Below are 19,519 nucleotides of genomic sequence, written 5' to 3' on the forward strand. Positions count from 1 at the left end.
CCTCAGCGGTCTGCAAGCATTTGTCGGGCGACAATGACCCGCATGATTTCGTTCGTGCCTTCCAGAATCTGATGCACGCGGAGATCGCGGACCAGTTTCTCGATTCCATAGTCCGCCAGATACCCGTAGCCACCATGCAGTTGCAGACACTGGTCCACAACCTTGGACCCGGTCTCGGTCACGAATTTCTTGGCCATGGCGCAGAATTTGGTCGCATCGGGTGCGCCCTGATCCAGTTTCCACGCCGCCTGCCGCAGGAAGGTGCGGGCGGCCTGCAGTTCGATCTCCATATCCGCCAGCCGGAATTGCAGCGCCTGAAACTGGTCGATGGATTGGCCAAAGGCCTTGCGTTCCGACATATATTGCAGGGTCATGTTCAGCCCGGTCTGCGCGGCCCCCAGCGAGCAGGAGGCGATGTTCAACCGCCCGCCATCCAGCCCCATCATCGCGTATTTGAAGCCGTCGCCCTCGGTGCCAACAAGGTTGCCTGCCGGGATTTCGCAGTCGTCGAACTGCACCTGCGCCGTAGGCTGGCTTTTCCAGCCCATCTTCTGTTCCAGCGCGCCAAAGCTGAGGCCGGGCGTGCCGTCCTCGACATAGACGGTCGAGATCCCCTTGGGGCCGTCCTGACCGGTGCGCACCATGCAGACATAAGCGTCGGAATAACCTCCGCCCGAGATAAAGGCCTTGGTGCCGTTCAGTGTGTAGCCTTCATTGGTGCGATCCGCTCGGGTTTTCAACGCGGCAGCGTCCGAGCCCGATCCGGGTTCGGTCAGGCAATAGCTGAGGACTGTTTTTAGACTCAGCACATCGGGCATGATACGGGATTTCAAATCGTCGCTGGCGAAGCTGTCAAGCATCTTGGCGCACATATTGTGGATCGACAGAAACGCCGCGACCGAGGGGCAGGCCATCGAAAGTGCCTCAAACACCAGTGTCGCATCCAGACGGGACAAGCCCGAACCGCCGCTGTCTTCCGAGACATAGAGGCCACCGAACCCCAGCTCTCCGATCTGGGGCCACAGGTCTTTGGGGATAGTGCCGTCGGCCTCCCACTGGCGGGCGTTGGGTGCGATGTTGTCCTGCCCGAAGTCATAGGCCATATCGAAGATCGCGGTTTGCTCTTCTGTCAGTGCAAAATCCAAGGGTTGCCTCCCACGCTGTCGAATGAATTGAACGACTGTTTATTTCTGAATTCTTACAGAAGTTTTGCAGGGCCAGCAATCACGCGCTGATATGTCAAAGGTCCATGTGATATTCTTCGATAAGATGCCGGACCACCGCCTTGCCCGGATTGTCGCCCTTTGCCACGGCCTCGGCGTATGTGCGGCGTTGTCGCGTGGCTGAAGTGCCGGTTTGTGCAATCTGCTGCAGGCGAGCCAGCTCTGTCATGGTGCCCAGCGCCTCGGCATCTTCTGCCAGCATACCCATGAGTTCACCCATCAGTTCGGGCATAGGTTTGATCGAGCGGTCACCGAAATCGATCAGACCTTCGCCGACGCCGTACCGCTGCGCGCGCCAGCGGTTTTCGCCGATCAGAAACTGGTCGTAATGCCGCCAGCGCAGATTCCGGTCTTTCAAGCGGCACAGCATACGGGTCAAGGCTTGTAGCAGAGCGGCGAGCGACAGCGTATGTTCCAGCCGCGGCTGTACATCCATAATCCGGGTTTCCAGCGTCGGGAATCGGTGTGACGGGCGCAGGTCCCACCAAATTTTCGTTGTGTCCTCGATCACGCCAAGTTCCACCAGAATGCCGGTGGTGCGTTCGTAATCCGACCAACTGGCCAGAACCGGAGGCAGGCCAGTGCGCGGCAGGTTGTCAAACACGGTCAGGCGGTAAGAGGACAGCCCCGTATCCTCTCCGTTCCAATAAGGAGAAGAGGTTGACAGCGCGAGCAGATGCGGCAGGAAATACGAAAGCTGCGGCATCAGGTCGGCGCGCAGGGCAGGGTCCTCGACCCCGACGTGAACATGCATCCCGCAGATCAGCATCCTCCGCGCGACGCCGCCCAGCGCATGATGAAGCGCGTCATAGCGATCCTTGCGGGTGTGGTGCTGTTTCTTCCAGTCGGCAAACGGATGACAGGACACCGCAATCGGGGCGAGGTTATATTCGGCGGCGCGTTCGGCAACGCAGGATCGCAGGCGTTTCAGGTCCTCGCGGGCCGACTTGACCGTCGTGTGGGGGCGGGTGCCGACCTCGATCTGGCACTGCAGGAATTCGGGGCTGACCCGTCCTTCGAAGTCTGCTTGGCACGCCTCCATAAGTGCGGCAGGGGCTTCGGCAAGCTCAAGGCTGTCGCGGTCGACCAGCAGATACTCTTCTTCAATGCCTAGCGTGTATTCTTGCTGCATGGCGGCCCTCGTATAACTATTCCAACCAGTGAATACGGAAATTCCTGTTTTGCCAAGCGTTTGACGCAGCCCGCCTTGCAGAGGCCTGGCAAGCAGCGGTAAGGAACAGGCGATAGGATTGTGGAGCCGCTCGTGAAACCCAGAAAATTCCCCAAGATCAATGAGGCCCTGGATGAGTTGGGGGTGAAGCTTATCGACAAGGCCGTTGAAAACGACGAACGCGCTCGGCTTGAAGCGTTTGAACTTGCGGGGGGATTGACCCGCCCGGCTTATGCCTTGTCACCAGGGATGGACGGGTTCGATATCGGCCAGTTGGTTGCCGAGTACGACCAACATGCCGAGGCGCTGGAAGCCCTGAAAGACCCGGCACTCAATCAGACAGGCTATCGGATCGGCAACGGGTACTATGACAGCCCCGACGCCGACGCGCTGTATCTGATGATCCGGCGGTTTACACCGAAGCGGGTGATCGAAGTCGGCTGCGGGAACTCAACCCGCGTAACCCGGCAGGCGATTATCGATGGCGGGTTGGACACGCACATCACCGCGATTGACCCCTATCCCCGTGCCGACATCGCGCATGTTGTGGATCACTTCGAACAGAAACGGTTGGAAGAGATTGACCCGACGCTGTTCGATCAGCTTGAGGCAGGCGACGTTCTGTTCATCGACTCTAGCCATGTGGTTCGGATGAGCAACGACGTCGCGCATCTGTTCTGCCGCATCATTCCGACGTTGAAACCTGGGGTGGTGATCCATGTCCACGATGTTTTTCTGCCCTACGAATACCCCAAGCGGTTCTTCTATGACTGCCCGGGTTGGGGGGAGCAGTACATGTTGCACGCCTTGCTGCAATCCGGCGCCTTTTCAATGCTTTGGCCCGGGTATTACTTGCAACAGTCTCGTCCTGAAGCGGTTGAAGCACTACCATTTCTGAAGGACGGCCGTGCGCAAAGTTTCTGGGTGCAAATAAAAGAAAAGTGATCCGGGCTGGCTGAGCTTCCGTACCCCTTTGCATAACAAGCTGGAGAGGAGACAACAGCCATGTTTCGCCGTACATTCATGGGCGCCGCCGCCGCACTTGCCCTTGCTCTGCCTGTAAAGGCGCAGGCCGCTGACATCGTGGACACCGCAGTTTCGGCCGGATCGTTCAACACTCTGGTCGCTGCCGTTCAGGCTGCGGGTCTGGTGGATACGTTGAAGGGCGATGGCCCGTACACCGTTTTCGCCCCGACAGATGAGGCTTTTGCTGCGCTGCCCGAAGGTACTGTCGAGACGCTGTTGCAGCCGGAAAACAAGGACCAGTTGGTCGAAATCCTGACCTATCACGTGGTTCCGGCCAAGGTGATGTCGGGCGATATTGCCGGTAAGCGCGCCAAGGTTCTGACCGTGCAAGGCGACCGTCTGAGTGTGAATGCCCGGAACGGCGTTAAAGTTAATGACGCTAAGGTCGTGCAGGCCGACATCGAAGCCAGCAATGGCGTGATACATGTCGTAGATGCAGTAATCCTGCCAGAATAACGCCCCCCCCCGCGAAAGAAAAAGCCCCGGTCCTGATGGCCGGGGCTTTGTTCGTCAGACCAGTCTGACCTGAGTTCCGATCTGCACCAGAGGATACAGTTCTTCTACATGCTGATTATACAGGCCAATACATCCCGATGAGCTTTGGCGACCAATCTTGCGTGTATCGTGGGTACCGTGCACCAGATAAGCGGGCCAACCCAGATACATCGCACGCGTGCCCAGCGGATTACCCGGATCACCACCTTCCACGCGAACCGGCAGGGTCGGGTCGCGTTCACGCATATTGGCAGTTGGCGTCCAGCTTGGGTTTTCGGTCTTGCGTACGACTTTGGTGTAGCCGCGCTTTGTCAGCTCTTCACTCATAGGAACCGAGCTGGGGTACAATTTGTAGGTTCCATCCGGGCTCCAATAGTGAACCGCGCGGCTGGTGATGTCGGCCAGCAGACAACCAACGCCCAACTCGTCGAAGTGATCCTGCCAGTTCTGTTGCGAGAACGACGACACGTTGCGGCGGACCGGCAGTTGCGTGCTAATCGCTTCTTCATTGGTCGGAAATGCGTCGCTGCTTTGCGCACGCACAATGGCTGGCGTCGCCAGAAGAGACGCTGCGCCCAACAATGCAGAGCGGCGAGTCATGCGGGGATTTGTCAAATTGGCCTCCGGTTCAGGAACTGCTCGAGCAATAATTTGCCGTAAAATATTGACCATCGCCCCAATTTTCTAGGGTGCCCACGCTGAATTTATCGTGAAATCGAATGTTTTGGCGGCGCTTTGCCGAAAAAAACCCGGCCTGTTACAGGCCGGGTTCGGTTCATGCAGAATTCAGCAGTGGATCAGTCCATTGCCTTGAAGTTGAACTCGCCACCTTCTTTGATGCCCGAGGGCCAGCGCGCGGTGACGGTCTTGGTGCGGGTGTAGAACTTGAAGCTGTCCGGACCGTGCTGGTTCAGGTCACCGAACATGGATTTCTTCCAGCCGCCAAAGGTGTGGTAGGCCAGCGGAACCGGGATCGGAACGTTGACGCCGACCATGCCGATGTTGATCCGGCTGGCAAAGTCACGCGCGGTGTCACCGTCACGGGTGAAGATCGCGGTGCCGTTGCCGTATTCGTGATCCATCGCCAGGCCAATCGCCTCTTCGTACGAACCAGCGCGGACAGTCGACAGAACAGGGCCGAAGATTTCCTGCTTGTAGATGTCCATCTCGGGCGTGACGTGGTCGAACAGGTGCGGGCCGACAAAGAAGCCGTCCTCATAGCCCTGCAAGCTGAAATCGCGGTTGTCGACAACCAGCTTGGCACCTTGCTCAACGCCGGAGTTGATCAGGCCGAGGATGCGCTCTTTCGCAGCGGCGGTCACAACGGGGCCCATGTCCACGTCGTCGCCGGCGGTGTAGGGGCCAACCTTCAGTTTTTCAATGCGCGGGATCAGTTTTTCGATCAGCGCGTCGGCGGTCTCTTCACCAACCGGAACAGCAACCGAAACCGCCATGCAGCGTTCGCCCGCTGCGCCGAAACCAGCACCAACCAGCGCGTCAGCCGCCTGATCCAGATCCGCGTCGGGCATTACGATCATGTGGTTCTTGGCACCGCCGAAGCATTGTGCACGCTTGCCGTTGGCGGTTGCGCGACTGTAAATATACTGTGCGATCGGGGTAGAACCTACAAAGCTGACGCCCTGAATGATCTCGCTGTCGAGGATGGTGTCCACGGCTTCCTTGTCGCCGTTGACGACCTGGAAGACACCCTTGGGCAGACCGGCTTCGACGAACAGTTCGGCCAGCATCAGCGGTACCGAGGGGTCACGCTCGGAAGGCTTCAGAACCACGGCGTTGCCGCAGGCTAGTGCCGGACCAACGTGCCACAGCGGCATCATGGCGGGGAAGTTGAAGGGCATGATCGAGCCAACAACACCCAGAGGCTGACGCATCGAGTACATGTCGATACCGGGGCCCGCGCTGTCGGTGAATTCACCCTTCAGCATCTGAGGTGCGCCGATGCAGTATTCGATCACTTCCAGACCACGCTGCAGGTCGCCTTTGGCATCGGGGATTGTTTTGCCGTGCTCGCGGCTCAGTGCTTCGGCCAGTTTGTCCATGTCGCGGTTCATCAAGCCGACCATGGCCATCATCACGCGCGCACGCTTCTGCGGGTTAGTTGCGCCCCAGGCGGGTTGCGCCGCAGCGGCAGCCTCGATGGCGGCGGTGGTTTCCGCAACACTGGCCATCGGGCAGCGATACTGAACCTCGCCGGTTGCCGGGTTGAACACGTCGTCGAAACGACCTGAGGTTCCGGCGGTCATCTCGCCATTCAGGAAGTGGGTCAGATCTTGCATCTATAGCTCCTCCGATAGATTTGAGCGCACAATAGGCTTGCATAAATTCTGGGAACAGAGGCAATGTCTCAAAAGAGCTTTGCAAAAATGCAAAAGGTAGCACATGAACCCAAATTGGGATGACATGCGTGTTTTTCTGGAGGTCGCGCGCGAAGAAAGCCTGTCTTCTGCAGGGCGCATCCTGAAGATCGACCCGGCTACGGTTGGACGGCGCATTGCCCGGTTAGAGGCGACGTTGGACGCAACCCTGTTCACAAAGTCCCAACAGGGATACGTGCTGACGTCAGCGGGAGAGCGCCTGTTGGATCACGGCCTGCAGGCCGAAGAAGCAATGCGTGCAGCAGCGGGGGCTGTGGTAGGCTCGACCAAATCGCTGAGCGGTCAGATCCGGATCGGGGCGCCTGATGGCAGCGCGAACTATCTGTTGCCGCAGGTTTGTGCGAAGATTAGCGACGCCAACCCTGACCTGGATATCCAGATTCTGGCCTTGCCGCGGATCATCAACCTGTCCCGGCGCGAAGCGGATATGGCCTTGACCGTGAGTGCACCAACCGCAGGAAAGCTTCTGGTCAAACGGATCAGCGATTACAAATTGCACCTCGTGGCAACACTGGATTACTTGGAGCGCCAAGAGCCCATTCACTCTGTCGCCGATCTGAAAGGCCACAGGTTGATTGGTTATATCCCGGACATGATCTTTGACCGCGAACTGGACTATCTCAACGATATCGGCGTTGACCGTGTCGCGCTTGCATCGAATTCGGTTTCGGTTCAACTGCGTCAGGTGTCGCTTGGCACCGGGGTGGGTGTGGCCCATGACTTCACGTTGCCCTTCCACCGGAACCTGCGGAAAATCCTGACGGATCAAGTGAGTTTGACCCGAAGTTTCTACCTTGTCCGGCATCAGGGCGACCAGCGTAACGAACGGTTAAACCGCTTCGCCGACGCTCTGACGCAAGGCATCCGTGACGAAGTTGCGCGGTTAGAAGCCGATGCCGATGCTTGACAGGTCGACTCAATCGCGCAACGCTTTGGAATAAGATTATTATTTCGGAGGTGTTCTTCATGCTCGTACAGGCCATTCTGAAATCCAAGACAACAGAAGGCGTGGTTACGGTCGAACCTTCGGCGACAGTCTCAGAAGCTTCGAAGATTCTTGCTGAAAAACGTATCGGTACCGTGGTCGTATCTGAGGATGGCGGGCAGACCGCAGCCGGAATTTTGTCCGAACGCGATATCGTCCGGGAACTGGCCGCAAGCGGAAGCGGGTGCCTGAACCAACCAGTCAGCTCTTATATGACGCAGGAACTAATTACGACGACGCGGCAGGCCACTGTTCAGGATATCATGGCCAGCATGACCGAAGGCCGCTTTCGCCACATGCCGGTGGTTGAAGAAGGCAAGCTGGTTGGAATTGTAACCCTTGGCGACGTGGTTAAGGCGCAGCTGGCGGAACTGGCGATGGAAAAAGATGCGCTGCAAGGCATGATTATGGGTCACTGACGGCCCGGACCTCCGAACAGATCGCTTGCACCTGCATCCAGTTTATGTTTGCTTGCGCAGAAATTTTATTGCGCAGGAGGGCGTAATGCGGGTTGCATTATATCCTGGTACCTTTGACCCGATCACTTTGGGCCATATTGACATTATCCGCCGCGCCTCGGCGCTGGTGGACAAGCTGGTGATCGGCGTCGCCATCAATCGGGACAAAGGGCCGATGTTTACTCTGGAAGAGCGCGTTGCCATGATTGAGGCAGAATGTGCGCATCTGTCCGAACAGACTGGGACCGAGATTGTCGCACATCCGTTTGAAAACCTGCTGATCGATTGCGCCCGCGACGTGGGTGCTCAGATCATCGTGCGAGGGCTGCGGGCTGTGGCGGATTTCGAGTATGAATTCCAGATGGTTGGCATGAACCGCGCGCTGGACAACTCAATCGAGACCGTGTTCCTGATGGCCGAGGCGCGGCATCAGGCCATCGCATCGAAACTGGTGAAAGAGATCGCGCGGCTGAACGGGGACGTGTCGAAATTCGTCACGCCCCGGGTTAATGACGCCCTGCGTGAAAGGTTAGGCTAGGGCGCCCATAGCGGCTGCTGTGTCCAGCATCCGGTTAGAGAATCCCCATTCATTGTCGTACCACGCTAGCACGCGCACCAGCGTGCCGTCGGTGACTTTGGTTTCCGCGAGCGACACGGTCGAGCTGTGGGCGTCGTGGTTGAAATCCATTGACACCAGCGGGCGGCTTTCTGCGGCCAGAACGCCGGGGATTTTGGCAGCAGCTTCGACGAACAGCGCATTGACCTCTTCCTCGGAGGTAGGGCGCGAAACCTCGGCCACAAGATCAACGACGGATACGTTCGGTGTGGGGACGCGGATCGCCTGACCGGTAAGTTTCCCCGCCAGTTGCGGCAGAACCAGCCCAACGGCAGCGGCTGCGCCAGTTGTGGTCGGGATCATCGACAAAGCCGCGGCGCGTGACAGGTAAGGGTCCTTGCCAGCGGTATCGTGGACCGGCTGGCTGGCGGTATAGGCGTGAACGGTGGTCATGTTGCCATGCAGGATGCCCAGTCCAGCGTCCAGCGCAGCGGCCACTGGAGACAGGCAGTTCGTGGTGCACGAAGCGTTCGATACCACTGTGTCCTCGGCGGTCAGTTCGTGCTCGTTTACGCCAAACACAATCGTTTTAACCGCGCCATCACCGCGCGCAGGCGCCGAGATCAACACTTTTTTCGAACCATTTTTCAGATGACGTTCAGCAGCTTCGCGTGTGCGGAACACGCCGGTGCACTCCAAAACCACGTCGACATCCGACCAGTTCAACGCCTCGGGGTCTCGCTCGCTGGTCAGACGGATGGGTCCGGCGCCAACGTCCAGGACTGCTTCGGACAACGTGACTGTGTTGGGGTAACGACCATGAACGCTGTCGAACTCAAACAGATGCGCGTTCATTTCGGGTTTCGCCAGATCGTTGATCGCAACAATTTCCACATCCGTGCGCCCGGTCTCCATCACCGCGCGCAGAACGCCGCGTCCGATCCGCCCGAATCCGTTGATTGCCAGCTTGAGTGTCATTTTCTGCTCCGTTCGAAAATCGGGTTGTTTAGTTAGCGCTAACATCGCGAGAAAAACGAAAATGTCAAGCAAAACCTCTTTCAGCGCCAGAAAGCGAGCCAATCAAGAAAGTCGTAGAGCTTTTTTCCGAGAAACAGCAAATGCTCGGGGCCAAAAATGGCGTAATCGATAATGATCGCACCAAGGATCAAGAGGCCGAGCCAGATAGCGATTTGGTTGGTCATGGTGGCCCCAAACGAAAATGCCCGCCCAGATAACCTGAGCGGGCAAAAAGGTTCAAGATTTCAAACCGGTCTTAGTTAAGGCGACCCATGGCAACGGCCACATCGGCCATACGGACAGAGAAGCCCCATTCGTTGTCATACCAGGCCAGGACGCGAACCAAACGGCCATCCACAACGCGGGTTTGATCCGGTGCGAAGATCGAGCTTTCTTCGGTGTGGTTGAAATCGGTCGAAACCAGCGGCGCGGGCTCATAGCCCAGAACGCGCTGCATCGGTCCTTGTGCGGCTTCGCGGACGATCTCGTTAACCTCTTTGACGGTCACTTCGCGCGAGGAGCGGAAGGTGAGGTCAACTGCCGAGACGTTCGGGGTGGGAACGCGGATCGCCGATCCGTCCAGACGGCCTTTCAGATTCGGCAGAACCTCACCCAGAGCTTTGGCGGCACCTGTCGAAGTCGGGATCATCGACATCGCTGCAGCGCGAGCGCGATACAGGTCGCTGTGACGACGGTCCAGTGTCGGCTGGTCACCGGTATAGGCGTGGATCGTGGTCATGATGCCGTTTTCGATGCCCAGGCCTTCGTCCAGAACCTTGGCAAGCGGAGCAAGGCAGTTCGTGGTGCAGGATCCGTTCGAAACCATATTGTCGTTTGCGGTCAGAGTGTTGTGGTTCACTCCAAACACGATGGTCTTGTCGACATTCTTACCCGGTGCGGACAGCAGAACCTTGCCGGCGCCACGCTCCAGGTGAGTTTTGGCTTTCAGACCGTCATTGAATTTTCCGGTGCATTCCAGAACGACGTCGCAGCCTTCCCAGTCCAGTTCGTTCATGTCGTAGGTCGAGAACATCTCCATCGGGCCACGGCCCAGATCCATTGTGTTGCCATTGATAGCGATGTCACGGGGGAAACGGCCATGTACACTGTCGTATTTCAGCAGATGCGCGGTTGTTTCCAGCGGGCCGGTCGCGTTAACCTTGATCACTTCGATGTCGTTACGGCCTGACGCGGCGATGTGCGACAGGGTGCAGCGGCCGATGCGGCCAAAACCATTGATACCGACCTTGATGGTCATATGACGTCTCCAAATGCGCTTGCTTTGCAGGCCATATAGCGGTGAAATCTGAGACTCAAAAGACTAAAAGCGGCATATTTTTAAGGTGTTAGCGCAAACCCCATGAGATTGCGCTAACGCTTGCGCTAGCTGAGGGATCGGGTAGGGTCCGGTTGCGGCAGGATACTGGAAAGGATGCGCGATGAGCGGTCTGTTGGCCCTTTTGGATGATGTGGCGGGAATAGCCAAGGTTGCGGCGTCATCGGTGGACGACGTGGTTGCGGCTGCGGGAAAGGCCGGGGCCAAGACGGCCGGCGTGATTATCGACGACGCGGCGGTCACTCCGAAATACGTTCAGGGCTTTGCGCCAGCGCGCGAGTTGCCGATCATCTGGCGCATTGCGCGCGGGTCGATTTTCAACAAGATCGTGCTGTTGCTGCCGGTGGCTTTGTTGTTGGCCAATTTCGCGCCGTGGCTGATCACGCCTTTGCTGATGTTGGGTGGGTCGTATTTATGTTTCGAAGGGGCCGAGAAGATATTCCACGTCCTGTTCCCGCATGGCAGCCACGTCATCGACGAAGACATGAACGTGCGCGACCCCGGTCATCTTGAGGAGCAGAAGGTCAAAGGTGCAATCAAGACTGATTTCATCCTGTCTGCTGAAATCATGACCATCGCACTGGCTGCAATCGAGGCCCCAAACCTGTGGATGCAGGCCGCGACGTTGGCTGTTGTGGGGATTGGTGTGACGGTTGCCGTTTATGGCTCGGTCGCGCTTATCGTGAAGATGGATGATGTGGGCCTTTATCTGGCTCAAAATGCTCCGACACCCATTGGCCGCGGACTAGGGCGCGGTTTGGTCAAAGCGATGCCGGGCGTGATGAAGACTCTGTCGATTGTCGGGACTGCCGCAATGCTGTGGGTCGGCGGGTCGATTGTCATCCACGGGATGGAGGTTCTGGGCTTTGGTTGGCTGGGCCATCACATCCACGATTGGGCCTATGCTGTCGGACACATGGTGTCAGCGCATTACGAAAGTGCCGTCGAATGGATCGCCAAAGCGACCATGGACGGCGTGTTTGGTCTGGCTTGGGGCATGGTTTTGATCCCCCTAGCAACGAAACTGCTGAAGAAGCACTGAGTTTTTCCCGTGGCGACAAACGCCACGGGGCAGCACATATCAGTATTCGTTCGGGTTGCCTTTGACGACGACACCTGCGCCGTCCACTTTTCCGTCTTTGTACAGGGTTACAGCTGCGCCATCGATTTTGAGGTCCCAGCAGTTCTCAGGATCGGTGCCGTATTGAAAGCACATCCCGTTATCGGTGGCTTTCCAAACGCCTGTGTACCCATCGCCTTTTATGGTGCCGTCTGCGGCGTAATACTCAGTGAACGCGCCCGACAACATACCGCCTTGGTAAGTGTGGTCGCTCATTGCGTTTTGGATTTCTTCCTTGGATGCAATCGAACCAGCTGCGGCAGAAGAGGCCGCGACGAACGTTGTAAGAAGAATAGCCGTTTTGCGTAACATGTCTGTGCTCCCTGTTCCTGACAGAATGCACCTGACTTAGCCGGGGTAGGGGCAGGGTGTAGGATGATGGCCTTCACAACAGCTCACCAATTCGTGACGTTACCAGCATGAAAAAAGGCGACCGGATGGGCCGCCTTCTTTTGTTCTTCTCTCGGAAGATTTAACCCAGCAATTCCTTGACCTTGGCCACGGTGGCCTCGGCGGTGATGCCGAAGTGCTTGTACAGTTCACCTGCAGGCGCAGACGCACCAAAGCCCGACATGCCGATGAAACCGGCTTTGGCTTCGCGGCCACGCTCGCCCAGCAGCCAGCGGTCCCAACCACCGGCGCGGACGGCAGCCTCGATGCCGACACGAACCGCACCAGCGGGCAGAACGCGTTTGCGGTAGGCTTCGTCCTGTTCTGCGAACAGCTCCATGCAGGGCATCGAGACGACGCGAGTGCCGATGCCATCGGCCTCAAGCATGGCCTTGGCTTCCATCGCCAGCGAAACCTCGGAACCGGTGGCGATCAGGATGGCCTGACGTTTACCTTCGGCTTCGGCCAGAACGTAAGCGCCTTGTGCAACAAGGTTCTTAGTCTTGTGATCTTTCCGCACTGTTGGCACGCCCTGACGGGTCAACGACAGGACCGAGGGGCTTTCTTTGAAGGTCAGCGCCAGTTCCCAGGCTTCGGCGGTTTCAACCGTGTCGGCGGGGCGGAACACATAGGTGTTCGGCGTCGCGCGCGAAATGGCCAGATGCTCGACCGGCTGGTGCGTTGGGCCGTCTTCACCCAGACCGATCGAGTCGTGGGTCATCACGAAGACCGACGGCACTTTCATCAATGCTGCCAGACGCATGGACGGGCGGGCATAGTCGGTGAAGGCCATGAAGGTACCTCCATAGGGGCGAATGCCACCGTGCAGTGCCATGCCGTTCATCGCTGCGGCCATGCCGTGTTCACGGATACCGTAGTGAATGTAGCGACCCTTGCGGTTTTCCGGCAGGAACACGCCCATATCTGCTGATTTGGTGTTGTTCGAGCCGGTCAGGTCGGCCGATCCGCCAACAGTTTCGGTCATGATCGGGTTCACAACGTTCAGAACCTTTTCAGACGAGGCGCGGGTGGCCAGTTTCGGCTGGTCTTCCGACATCTGTTTCTTGAACGAACGGATGGCGCCGGCCAGTTTCTTCGGCGCTTCGAACGCATAGGCACGGTTGAACTCGGCCTGCTTACGCTCGGACAGCTGCGCGAAACGCTCTTCCCATTCGGCACGCTCGGCAGCACCGCGGGCACCGATGGCTTCCCATGCGGATTTCACATTAGCCGGGACTTCGAACGCGTCATGCGGCCAACCGTAACCGTCTTTCGCGGCCTTCAGCTGATCCTGATCAGTCAGCGCGCCGTGACCCTTTGAAGTGTCCTGCGCAGCGTGACCCAGAGCGATGTGGCTTTCACATGCGATCATGGTCGGCTTGTTCGACTTCTTCGCCTGAACAATGGCTGCGTCGATTGCCTGAGGGTCATGACCGTCGATCTCGATCACATGCCAGCCCGAGGCCGCGAAACGGCGCACCTGATCGGTGCGGTCAGCCATATCCACGGTGCCGTCGATGGTGATGTTGTTGTTGTCCCAGAAGACGATCAGTTTGCTCAACTCGTGACGACCGGCCAGCGTAATTGCCTCTTGGCTGACGCCTTCCATCAGGCAGCCGTCGCCCGCGATCACATAGGTGTAGTGGTCCACGACCTTCTTGCCATAATGCGCGCGCTGGATTTCCTCGGCCATGGCAAAGCCCACAGCGTTCGAGATGCCCTGACCCAGCGGGCCGGTTGTGGTCTCGATCCCGTCGACAAGGAAGTTTTCAGGATGGCCTGCAGTCTTAGCGCCCAACTGACGGAAGTTCTTGATCTCGTCCAGCGTGACGTCCGAATGACCCGTGAGATACAGCAGTGAGTAGATCAGCATCGAGCCATGACCCGCCGACAGGATGAACCGGTCACGGTCAGGCCAGCTTGGGGCCGAGGCGTCGAATTTCAGGTGCTTTTCGAACAGCACGGTCGCAACATCGGCCATGCCCATCGGCATACCGGAATGGCCGGAATTGGCGGCGGCGACGGCGTCTAGGGTCAGTGTGCGGATGGCCGCAGCTTTGTCCCAGTGTTCGGGGTTTGCATTGCGCAGCGCAGTCAGGTCCACGGGCGTTGTTCCTTTGGATTACAGGCAGATGGGCGCTCAATACCATCCACCCCCCAAAGTGCAAGCGGAACCGGGCTTTCTGACTTTTGTGTGGTTCAAGAACCCGGCCCAAGTTGTTGAAAGCAAACAGTGGGTATTTTCCACCGCGTTGGGTTAGACTAGGCCAAGACACGGTTGATGTTGATTCGGACACAACTGAGAAGCAAGGAACCTTGGTTAAGAGGTGGCAGGGGCATGAGCCAGATCGAAGAACTACAGCGCCGTATCATTGCCGCGATGGATCGTATTGGAACCGGAGTTGAGGCGCTGAGGGATGTGGCCCCGGTGGGCGTGGGTGCGGATGATACCCTGCGTGCGGCACTGGATGACGAACGCGTCGCCAATGCGCAGTTGGAAGAACGTCTGAAAACACTGAAGGAACGTCACGAACGGGAAGTCGATGCCATGCGCACCGACATGGAAAGCCTGCGGACGGCGCCGGTGGAAAATCCCGAAAATGGAGCGTTGCGCGAACAACTGGCAGCGGCGACTGCAAAGCTGGCCTCGGTCGAGGCCGCCCGTGCGGAATTGGCGGCGGCCAAGGCGGCGCTGGAAAATCAGGATGAGCTTGAAGCGCTCAAAGCTGAAAATGCTCAACTGGCGGCGGCGGTCAGTGCTGCGCAGGCCGTTGAGGCAGAAAACCAGCGCCTTAGATCGGAACTGGCCGATAGCGAGCGTGTGTCCGAATTGAGCGCTGAACTGGATATGCTGCGTGCTGAACGCGCCAGTCACGGGGCAGCAATGTCACGGCTGGATGATGATCTGCAGCGGATGCGCAAAGCGAACGAGCAACTGCGCCAATCGGTGGACGAACTACGCGCTGCGGCCGAAGATGGCCTTCCCGACGCTGATCTGCTCAATCGCGCCACAGTGGCCGAGCTTGAGGCGACGCGCGCCGCGCAGGCAACGGATGCGGCCGAGGCACACGCAGTTTTGGCCAGACTTGAACCGCTGTTGTCGCAAGCGAAACTGGCGGAAGGAGAGGTGGAATAATGCCCGAAGTGACCATTCAAATCGGTGGACGCGGCTTTGACGTCTCTTGTCAGGAAGGCGAAGAGGCTTTTCTGCATTCCGCAGCCAAGATGCTGGATGACGAAGCACAGGTTCTGTCTGATCAGATCGGCCGCATGCCTGAATCTCGTATGCTTTTGATGGCCGGTTTGATGTTGGCGGATAAAACAGCCGGGACGGAAGAAAAAATCATGGCGCTCGAAGCTAAGCTGGCCTCTGTCGAAGCAGAGTTACACGCGCTTAGAAACATGCCGCCGCCAGAGCCAGAGCGCATTGAGGTGGCCGTTGTGCCGCCTTCGGTGACAGATACCCTAGCGGAACTGGCCGCACGAGCAGAAGCACTGGCCTCTGTGATCGAAGAAAGGTCTTCCGAATGAGCGCTGTCAGAACCCTAACCTGTGCCGTGATGATGGCGCTCCCAGCCGGTTTGGCCTGGGCTGAGATCGACATTCTGCCGGTCACATTTACTTGCGATAACGGGGTTCCTTTGGAAGTTGCCTATTTCAACGCTCCGGACGGGTCTAGCGCAGCGGCTATGGTCGTGGACAATCAACTGGTCACCCTGCAGCAAGCCGAAAGCGGATCAGGCATTCGCTACGAATCGTCAGGAGGGGCAGGGACGTACATCTTACGTTCAAAAGGCTGGGACGCCACCGTGGGCTATCTGGCGGCAGGATCGGATGCCGCCAGCGAGCAAATCGTTCTACAAAACTGCAGCAGCCGCTGATCAGGCGTTCGCTTCGCGGATCTTGTCTGCGGCTTCCTTGTTGTAGCCGACGCCGTTGTCGTCAAACAGTGTATCCAGCTCGCCCGACAGGGTCATCTCGGTGATGATGTCGCAACCGCCAACGAACTCACCTTTGACGAAAAGCTGCGGCACGGTCGGCCAGTCAGAATAGTCCTTGATGCCCTGACGCACCTCTTCATCGGCCAGAACGTTCACATCGGTGTAGTCCACACCCATGTAGTTCAGAACACCGGCCACGCGGGACGAGAACCCACACTGGGGCATTTCCTTGGTGCCTTTCATGTACAGCACCACATCGTTGGCTTTGACGGTTTCGTCGATCTGAGTTTTAACGTCGCTCATCTTGCTTGTCCTCTTCACCCGCATCCGCGGTGGTCGTTTCCTTCTGTGACGGGTCAGAGGTCCATCCTTCTTCCTCCAACCGTCGGTGTTCGGCTTGCGCCAGGGCCAGTGGGTCCAGCCCGTATCTTTCGATGCCACCAACCTTGCTGATCTGGTCCGGGTCCGGACGCATGTCGGTGAGGTTACGTTTTCTGTTCCGCTTCACATAGGCTTCGATCAGGGCGGCGGCAACAACCAATGTTGCTATTGCGCCTATCCAGAACAGCCAGCCACTCATTCTTTTGGAGCCATGGCTTTGGCGTATTCATGAGGGTCTCTTGGAATTAGTCCAGCTTGCCCTTGATCCCCATTAAGTCCGTTAAAGCTTGAAGCAACCAGTGTAGCGTTTTGGCTGGGAGTCGCACCTTTGGGAGTCCGGGTAACCGGTTTTCGATTTGATTTGCTACGCCTGAAAATCGCCACCATGTACACGCCGATGATGGCTAACAGCACAACGCCCCAAATCGAGTATGCCCAAAAAGCTGTGCTCATTCAGGCACTTTCGTCGTCAACGCCAGCGCGTGCAACTCTCCGTCCGGGCCGTCCATCTTGCCTTTCAGCGCCGCATAGACCGCGCGTTGCTGTTGTACCCGGTTTTTCCCGCGAAAGCTTTCGTCCACGACCATGGCGGACATGTGTACGCCGTCATGCCCGCCGACCTGAATTTCCGCATCCGGAAAGGCTTCGCGCAGCAGGTGTTCGATTTCGTGGGCGCTCATCGGCATGTAGGTAACTCCTGAAGGTCTTTCCCAAGATGTAGAGCGCCAAGGCGGGGCGCGCAAGGGTGTGAAGTGGGTCCGAAAACGACAAAACCCGCGCCCATCAGGACGCAGGTTTTGCGATCAAATCGTGATCAATGGTCAGGCCACGGCCTCGGCAAAACTGCTGCGGAAGGTGGCTGTCAAATCCTCAAGCGCGGCCTCGGTGTTGCCGATGCGTACGCTGTCACCTGTAAAGCGACCAACAGAAACCAGCGGAACGCCGGCCTGACCGGCTGCAATCATCAGAGCCTCGGCCTGATCGAAGTTGCAGGCCACCAGATAACGGGCCTGATCTTCGCCGAACAGGAACTCGGTCGAGGCATCGTCGAGGTGAACACCCACGCCTGCGGCCTCGGCCAGTTCGAAGGCTGCCAGTGCCAGACCGCCATCGCCCAAGTCGGTGCAGGCTTTGATCATCTCGCGATTGGCGCGGATGAAGTCACCGTTCCGTTTTTCAGCGTCCAGATCTACATGCGGCGCGTCGCCATCTTCGCGGTTGAAGACCTCGGCCAGCAAAGCGGATTGACCCAGATGGCCGTTGGTTTCGCCGATGACCAGAACCACGTGGCCCTCGCGGACTTCGTTGCCGATGATCTCATCGGTGTGGGACAGCAGACCAACCGCGCCAATTGTCGGGGTCGGCAGGATCGCCTGACCATCGGTCTCGTTATACAGCGAGACGTTGCCCGAAACGATGGGCATGTCCAGTGCGGCCACAGCCTCACCAATACCCTGAATGGCACCAACGAACTGGCCCATGATCTCGGGCTTTTCCGGGTTGCCGAAGTTCAGGTTGTCGGTGGTCGCCAGCGGTTTGGCACCTACGGCGGTCAGGTTCCGATAGGCTTCGGCTACGGCCTGCTTGCCGCCTTCAACAGGGTTGGCGCGCACATAGCGCGGGGTCACGTCGCTGGTGAAAGCAAGCGCCTTATCGGTGCCGTGGACGCGGACCATGCCAGCACCCAGTCCGGGCGTGCGAGAAGTATCGGCCATAACCATGGTGTCATATTGCTCATACACCCACTGCTTGCCCGCATAGTTGGGCGAGGCGAGCAGGGCGCGCAGGCCGTCGATCGGGTCGATCTGAGGCACTTCGGCCAGCTCTTCAGCCTCGGGTGTTGCAACCCATGGGCGGTCATATTCCGGCGCGGTCGAGGATAGTTTCGACAGGACCAGATCGGCTTTGACCTCACCATTGTGGACGATCAGGAAGCGGTCTTCGGCGATGGTCTCGCCAACAATAGCGAAGTCGAGGTCCCATTTCTCGAACACGGCGCGGGCTTCAGCCTCCAACTCAGGCTTCAGAACCATCAGCATGCGTTCCTGAGACTCCGACAGCATCATTTCGTAAGCGGTCATGTTCTCTTCGCGCTGAGGAACGTTCTCCAGATCCAGACGCACGCCCAGACCACCTTTGTCGCCCATTTCAACAGCGGAACAGGTCAGGCCAGCTGCACCCATATCCTGAATCGAGATCACGGCGCCGGTCTGCATTAGCTCCAGCGTCGCTTCCATCAGGCGCTTTTCGGTAAAAGGGTCACCGACCTGAACGGTGGGGCGTTTTTCTTCGATGGTGTCGTCGAACTCGGCCGAGGCCATGGTTGCGCCACCAACACCGTCACGGCCGGTTTTGGCGCCCAGATACACAACGGGCATGCCGACGCCCGACGCCGCCGAGTAGAAAATCTTGTCGCTGTCGGCCAGACCGGCGGCGAATGCGTTCACAAGACAGTTGCCGTTATAGGCCGAGTGGAAGCGGACTTCGCCGCCGACGCAGGGAACGCCAAAGCAGTTTCCATAGCCGCCGATGCCTTCGACCACGCCGTTGACCAGTCGACGGGTCTTGTGATGGCCGGGTTCGCCGAAGGACAGAGCGTTCATCGAGGCAATCGGACGTGCACCCATGGTGAAGACGTCACGCAGGATGCCTCCGACGCCGGTCGCTGCACCTTGATAGGGTTCGATGTAGGACGGGTGGTTGTGGCTTTCCATCTTGAAAACCACGGCCTGACCGTCGCCAATGTCGACCACGCCCGCGTTCTCACCCGGTCCGCAGATTACCTGAGGACCCGAGGTGGGGAGGGTGCGAAGCCACTTCTTCGAGGACTTGTAAGAACAATGCTCGTTCCACATCGCCGAAAAGATGCCCAGTTCGGTGAATGTCGGCTCACGCCCGATGATCTCGAGGACCATGTCGTATTCGTCGGGCTTGAGCCCATGTGCGGCGATCAGATCGGGTGTGATTGCGGGCTCTTGCATCTTCTGTCCTGTGTCCAAGTGGGCCGAGATTGCGCGCCTTTTA

Annotated in this window: 23 protein-coding genes; 9 read left to right on the forward strand and 14 right to left on the reverse strand. The window is 58.2% G+C overall.

Annotated features, from left to right (window positions below; genetic code table 11):
- Positions 1-2: 2 nt before the first annotated feature.
- Positions 3-1,145: an acyl-CoA dehydrogenase family protein gene (locus tag GOW98_RS04990; protein ID WP_170329967.1), complete on the reverse strand. Its 1,143-nt coding sequence runs from the start codon at positions 1,143-1,145 to the stop codon at positions 3-5.
- 94 nt (positions 1,146-1,239) lie between these two features.
- Positions 1,240-2,355: a carboxylate-amine ligase gene (locus GOW98_RS04995; protein WP_170329968.1), complete on the reverse strand. Its 1,116-nt coding sequence runs from the start codon at positions 2,353-2,355 to the stop codon at positions 1,240-1,242.
- 132 nt (positions 2,356-2,487) lie between these two features.
- Here GOW98_RS04995 and GOW98_RS05000 point away from each other — a divergent pair, with 132 nt between their 5' ends.
- Positions 2,488-3,339, forward strand: a complete 852-nt coding sequence (locus GOW98_RS05000; RefSeq protein ID WP_170329969.1) for a class I SAM-dependent methyltransferase — start codon at positions 2,488-2,490, stop codon at positions 3,337-3,339.
- Positions 3,340-3,399: 60 nt separating this feature from the next.
- Positions 3,400-3,876, forward strand: coding sequence for a fasciclin domain-containing protein (locus GOW98_RS05005; protein WP_170329970.1), 477 nt, complete (start codon positions 3,400-3,402; stop codon positions 3,874-3,876).
- Between the two features lie 54 nt (positions 3,877-3,930).
- Here the strand turns inward: GOW98_RS05005 and GOW98_RS05010 are convergent, their stop codons facing one another.
- Both GOW98_RS05010 and GOW98_RS05015 read right to left on the reverse strand, forming a co-directional pair.
- Entirely contained in the window at positions 3,931-4,515 is a 585-nt protein-coding gene (locus GOW98_RS05010) for a L,D-transpeptidase (RefSeq protein ID WP_170329971.1), read from the reverse strand.
- A gap of 197 nt (positions 4,516-4,712) precedes the next feature.
- The gene (locus GOW98_RS05015) at positions 4,713-6,212 is read right to left on the reverse strand and encodes a CoA-acylating methylmalonate-semialdehyde dehydrogenase (RefSeq protein ID WP_170329972.1); all 1,500 of its coding nucleotides are present in this window, start codon (positions 6,210-6,212) and stop codon (positions 4,713-4,715) included.
- 103 nt (positions 6,213-6,315) lie between these two features.
- On the opposite strand from GOW98_RS05015, the gene GOW98_RS05020 reads away from it, so the two are divergent.
- The 3 genes from GOW98_RS05020 (at position 6,316) to coaD (ending at position 8,292) form a co-directional block, all read left to right on the forward strand.
- Positions 6,316-7,218, forward strand: a complete 903-nt coding sequence (locus GOW98_RS05020; protein ID WP_170329973.1) for a LysR family transcriptional regulator — start codon at positions 6,316-6,318, stop codon at positions 7,216-7,218.
- 59 nt (positions 7,219-7,277) lie between these two features.
- Positions 7,278-7,715 (forward strand): CBS domain-containing protein, encoded by a 438-nt coding sequence (locus GOW98_RS05025; protein ID WP_170329974.1) that lies wholly within the window; start codon positions 7,278-7,280, stop codon positions 7,713-7,715.
- An 85-nt stretch (positions 7,716-7,800) separates the two neighbouring features.
- Positions 7,801-8,292 carry a pantetheine-phosphate adenylyltransferase gene (gene coaD, locus GOW98_RS05030; RefSeq protein WP_170329975.1) on the forward strand — a complete coding sequence of 164 codons (492 nt, stop codon included), beginning with the start codon at positions 7,801-7,803 and terminating at the stop codon, positions 8,290-8,292.
- Here the strand turns inward: coaD and gap (GOW98_RS05035) are convergent.
- The 3 genes from gap (GOW98_RS05035) to gap (GOW98_RS05045) form a co-directional block, all read right to left on the reverse strand.
- Entirely contained in the window at positions 8,284-9,288 is a 1,005-nt protein-coding gene (gene gap / locus GOW98_RS05035) for a type I glyceraldehyde-3-phosphate dehydrogenase (RefSeq protein ID WP_170329976.1), read from the reverse strand. The genes coaD and gap (GOW98_RS05035) overlap by 9 nt on opposite strands.
- An 80-nt stretch (positions 9,289-9,368) precedes the next feature.
- Positions 9,369-9,512, reverse strand: coding sequence for a hypothetical protein (locus tag GOW98_RS05040; protein ID WP_170329977.1), 144 nt, complete (start codon positions 9,510-9,512; stop codon positions 9,369-9,371).
- Between the two features lie 71 nt (positions 9,513-9,583).
- Positions 9,584-10,585: a type I glyceraldehyde-3-phosphate dehydrogenase gene (gene gap, locus GOW98_RS05045; RefSeq protein ID WP_170329978.1), complete on the reverse strand. Its 1,002-nt coding sequence runs from the start codon at positions 10,583-10,585 to the stop codon at positions 9,584-9,586.
- 181 nt (positions 10,586-10,766) lie between these two features.
- On the opposite strand from gap (GOW98_RS05045), the gene GOW98_RS05050 reads away from it, so the two are divergent.
- Entirely contained in the window at positions 10,767-11,705 is a 939-nt protein-coding gene (locus tag GOW98_RS05050) for a DUF808 domain-containing protein (RefSeq protein WP_170329979.1), read from the forward strand.
- A 39-nt stretch (positions 11,706-11,744) separates the two neighbouring features.
- On the opposite strand, the gene GOW98_RS05055 is transcribed toward GOW98_RS05050, so the two are convergent.
- Positions 11,745-12,095 (reverse strand): hypothetical protein, encoded by a 351-nt coding sequence (locus tag GOW98_RS05055; protein ID WP_170329980.1) that lies wholly within the window; start codon positions 12,093-12,095, stop codon positions 11,745-11,747.
- Positions 12,096-12,255: 160 nt separating this feature from the next.
- A complete protein-coding gene (tkt, locus tag GOW98_RS05060; protein ID WP_170329981.1) occupies positions 12,256-14,277 on the reverse strand; it encodes a transketolase in 2,022 nt (673 codons plus the stop codon).
- Between the two features lie 234 nt (positions 14,278-14,511).
- On the opposite strand from tkt, the gene GOW98_RS05065 reads away from it, so the two are divergent.
- From GOW98_RS05065 to GOW98_RS05075, 3 genes are read left to right on the forward strand one after another with little or no spacing between them, the layout of a single operon-like run.
- Positions 14,512-15,309 (forward strand): hypothetical protein, encoded by a 798-nt coding sequence (locus GOW98_RS05065; RefSeq protein WP_170329982.1) that lies wholly within the window; start codon positions 14,512-14,514, stop codon positions 15,307-15,309.
- On the forward strand, positions 15,309-15,704 hold the full coding sequence (locus tag GOW98_RS05070) for a cell division protein ZapA (RefSeq protein WP_170329983.1): 396 nt from the start codon (positions 15,309-15,311) through the stop codon (positions 15,702-15,704). The genes GOW98_RS05065 and GOW98_RS05070 overlap by 1 nt, the downstream gene beginning before the upstream one ends.
- On the forward strand, positions 15,701-16,054 hold the full coding sequence (locus tag GOW98_RS05075) for an MliC family protein (RefSeq protein ID WP_170329984.1): 354 nt from the start codon (positions 15,701-15,703) through the stop codon (positions 16,052-16,054). Before GOW98_RS05070 ends, GOW98_RS05075 begins: the two co-directional genes overlap by 4 nt.
- Here GOW98_RS05075 and grxD read toward each other — a convergent pair whose 3' ends face one another.
- The 5 genes from grxD to purL all read right to left on the reverse strand — a co-directional run bounded on the left by grxD (position 16,055) and on the right by purL (position 19,476).
- On the reverse strand, positions 16,055-16,417 hold the full coding sequence (gene grxD / locus GOW98_RS05080) for a Grx4 family monothiol glutaredoxin (protein ID WP_170329985.1): 363 nt from the start codon (positions 16,415-16,417) through the stop codon (positions 16,055-16,057).
- Positions 16,404-16,694, reverse strand: a complete 291-nt coding sequence (locus GOW98_RS05085; RefSeq protein ID WP_170329986.1) for a hypothetical protein — start codon at positions 16,692-16,694, stop codon at positions 16,404-16,406. The genes grxD and GOW98_RS05085 overlap by 14 nt, the downstream gene beginning before the upstream one ends.
- Positions 16,691-16,948 (reverse strand): hypothetical protein, encoded by a 258-nt coding sequence (locus GOW98_RS05090; protein WP_170329987.1) that lies wholly within the window; start codon positions 16,946-16,948, stop codon positions 16,691-16,693. Before GOW98_RS05090 ends, GOW98_RS05085 begins: the two co-directional genes overlap by 4 nt.
- Complete coding sequence (locus GOW98_RS05095) at positions 16,945-17,181, reverse strand: BolA/IbaG family iron-sulfur metabolism protein (RefSeq protein WP_155147029.1); 237 nt, start codon at positions 17,179-17,181, stop codon at positions 16,945-16,947. Before GOW98_RS05095 ends, GOW98_RS05090 begins: the two co-directional genes overlap by 4 nt.
- A gap of 135 nt (positions 17,182-17,316) precedes the next feature.
- Positions 17,317-19,476, reverse strand: coding sequence for a phosphoribosylformylglycinamidine synthase subunit PurL (gene purL / locus GOW98_RS05100; RefSeq protein WP_170329988.1), 2,160 nt, complete (start codon positions 19,474-19,476; stop codon positions 17,317-17,319).
- Positions 19,477-19,519 lie beyond the last annotated feature (43 nt).

Origin of the sequence: Ruegeria arenilitoris (genome assembly GCF_013032445.1) — a bacterium.
GTDB lineage: Bacteria > Pseudomonadota > Alphaproteobacteria > Rhodobacterales > Rhodobacteraceae > Ruegeria > Ruegeria arenilitoris_F.

Coding starts and splice junctions, on each gene's coding strand:
- GOW98_RS04995 (WP_170329968.1), bottom strand. CDS start 2,355: ATGCAGCAAGAATACACGCTAGGCATTGAAGAAGAGTATCTGCTGGTC.
- GOW98_RS05005 (WP_170329970.1), top strand. CDS start 3,400: ATGTTTCGCCGTACATTCATGGGCGCCGCCGCCGCACTTGCCCTTGCT.
- GOW98_RS05010 (WP_170329971.1), bottom strand. CDS start 4,515: ATGACTCGCCGCTCTGCATTGTTGGGCGCAGCGTCTCTTCTGGCGACG.
- GOW98_RS05015 (WP_170329972.1), bottom strand. CDS start 6,212: ATGCAAGATCTGACCCACTTCCTGAATGGCGAGATGACCGCCGGAACC.
- GOW98_RS05020 (WP_170329973.1), top strand. CDS start 6,316: ATGAACCCAAATTGGGATGACATGCGTGTTTTTCTGGAGGTCGCGCGC.
- GOW98_RS05025 (WP_170329974.1), top strand. CDS start 7,278: ATGCTCGTACAGGCCATTCTGAAATCCAAGACAACAGAAGGCGTGGTT.
- coaD (WP_170329975.1), top strand. CDS start 7,801: ATGCGGGTTGCATTATATCCTGGTACCTTTGACCCGATCACTTTGGGC.
- gap (WP_170329976.1), bottom strand. CDS start 9,288: ATGACACTCAAGCTGGCAATCAACGGATTCGGGCGGATCGGACGCGGC.
- GOW98_RS05040 (WP_170329977.1), bottom strand. CDS start 9,512: ATGACCAACCAAATCGCTATCTGGCTCGGCCTCTTGATCCTTGGTGCG.
- gap (WP_170329978.1), bottom strand. CDS start 10,585: ATGACCATCAAGGTCGGTATCAATGGTTTTGGCCGCATCGGCCGCTGC.
- GOW98_RS05050 (WP_170329979.1), top strand. CDS start 10,767: ATGAGCGGTCTGTTGGCCCTTTTGGATGATGTGGCGGGAATAGCCAAG.
- GOW98_RS05055 (WP_170329980.1), bottom strand. CDS start 12,095: ATGTTACGCAAAACGGCTATTCTTCTTACAACGTTCGTCGCGGCCTCT.
- GOW98_RS05065 (WP_170329982.1), top strand. CDS start 14,512: ATGAGCCAGATCGAAGAACTACAGCGCCGTATCATTGCCGCGATGGAT.
- GOW98_RS05070 (WP_170329983.1), top strand. CDS start 15,309: ATGCCCGAAGTGACCATTCAAATCGGTGGACGCGGCTTTGACGTCTCT.
- GOW98_RS05075 (WP_170329984.1), top strand. CDS start 15,701: ATGAGCGCTGTCAGAACCCTAACCTGTGCCGTGATGATGGCGCTCCCA.
- grxD (WP_170329985.1), bottom strand. CDS start 16,417: ATGAGCGACGTTAAAACTCAGATCGACGAAACCGTCAAAGCCAACGAT.
- GOW98_RS05085 (WP_170329986.1), bottom strand. CDS start 16,694: ATGAGTGGCTGGCTGTTCTGGATAGGCGCAATAGCAACATTGGTTGTT.
- GOW98_RS05090 (WP_170329987.1), bottom strand. CDS start 16,948: ATGAGCACAGCTTTTTGGGCATACTCGATTTGGGGCGTTGTGCTGTTA.
- GOW98_RS05095 (WP_155147029.1), bottom strand. CDS start 17,181: ATGCCGATGAGCGCCCACGAAATCGAACACCTGCTGCGCGAAGCCTTT.
- purL (WP_170329988.1), bottom strand. CDS start 19,476: ATGCAAGAGCCCGCAATCACACCCGATCTGATCGCCGCACATGGGCTC.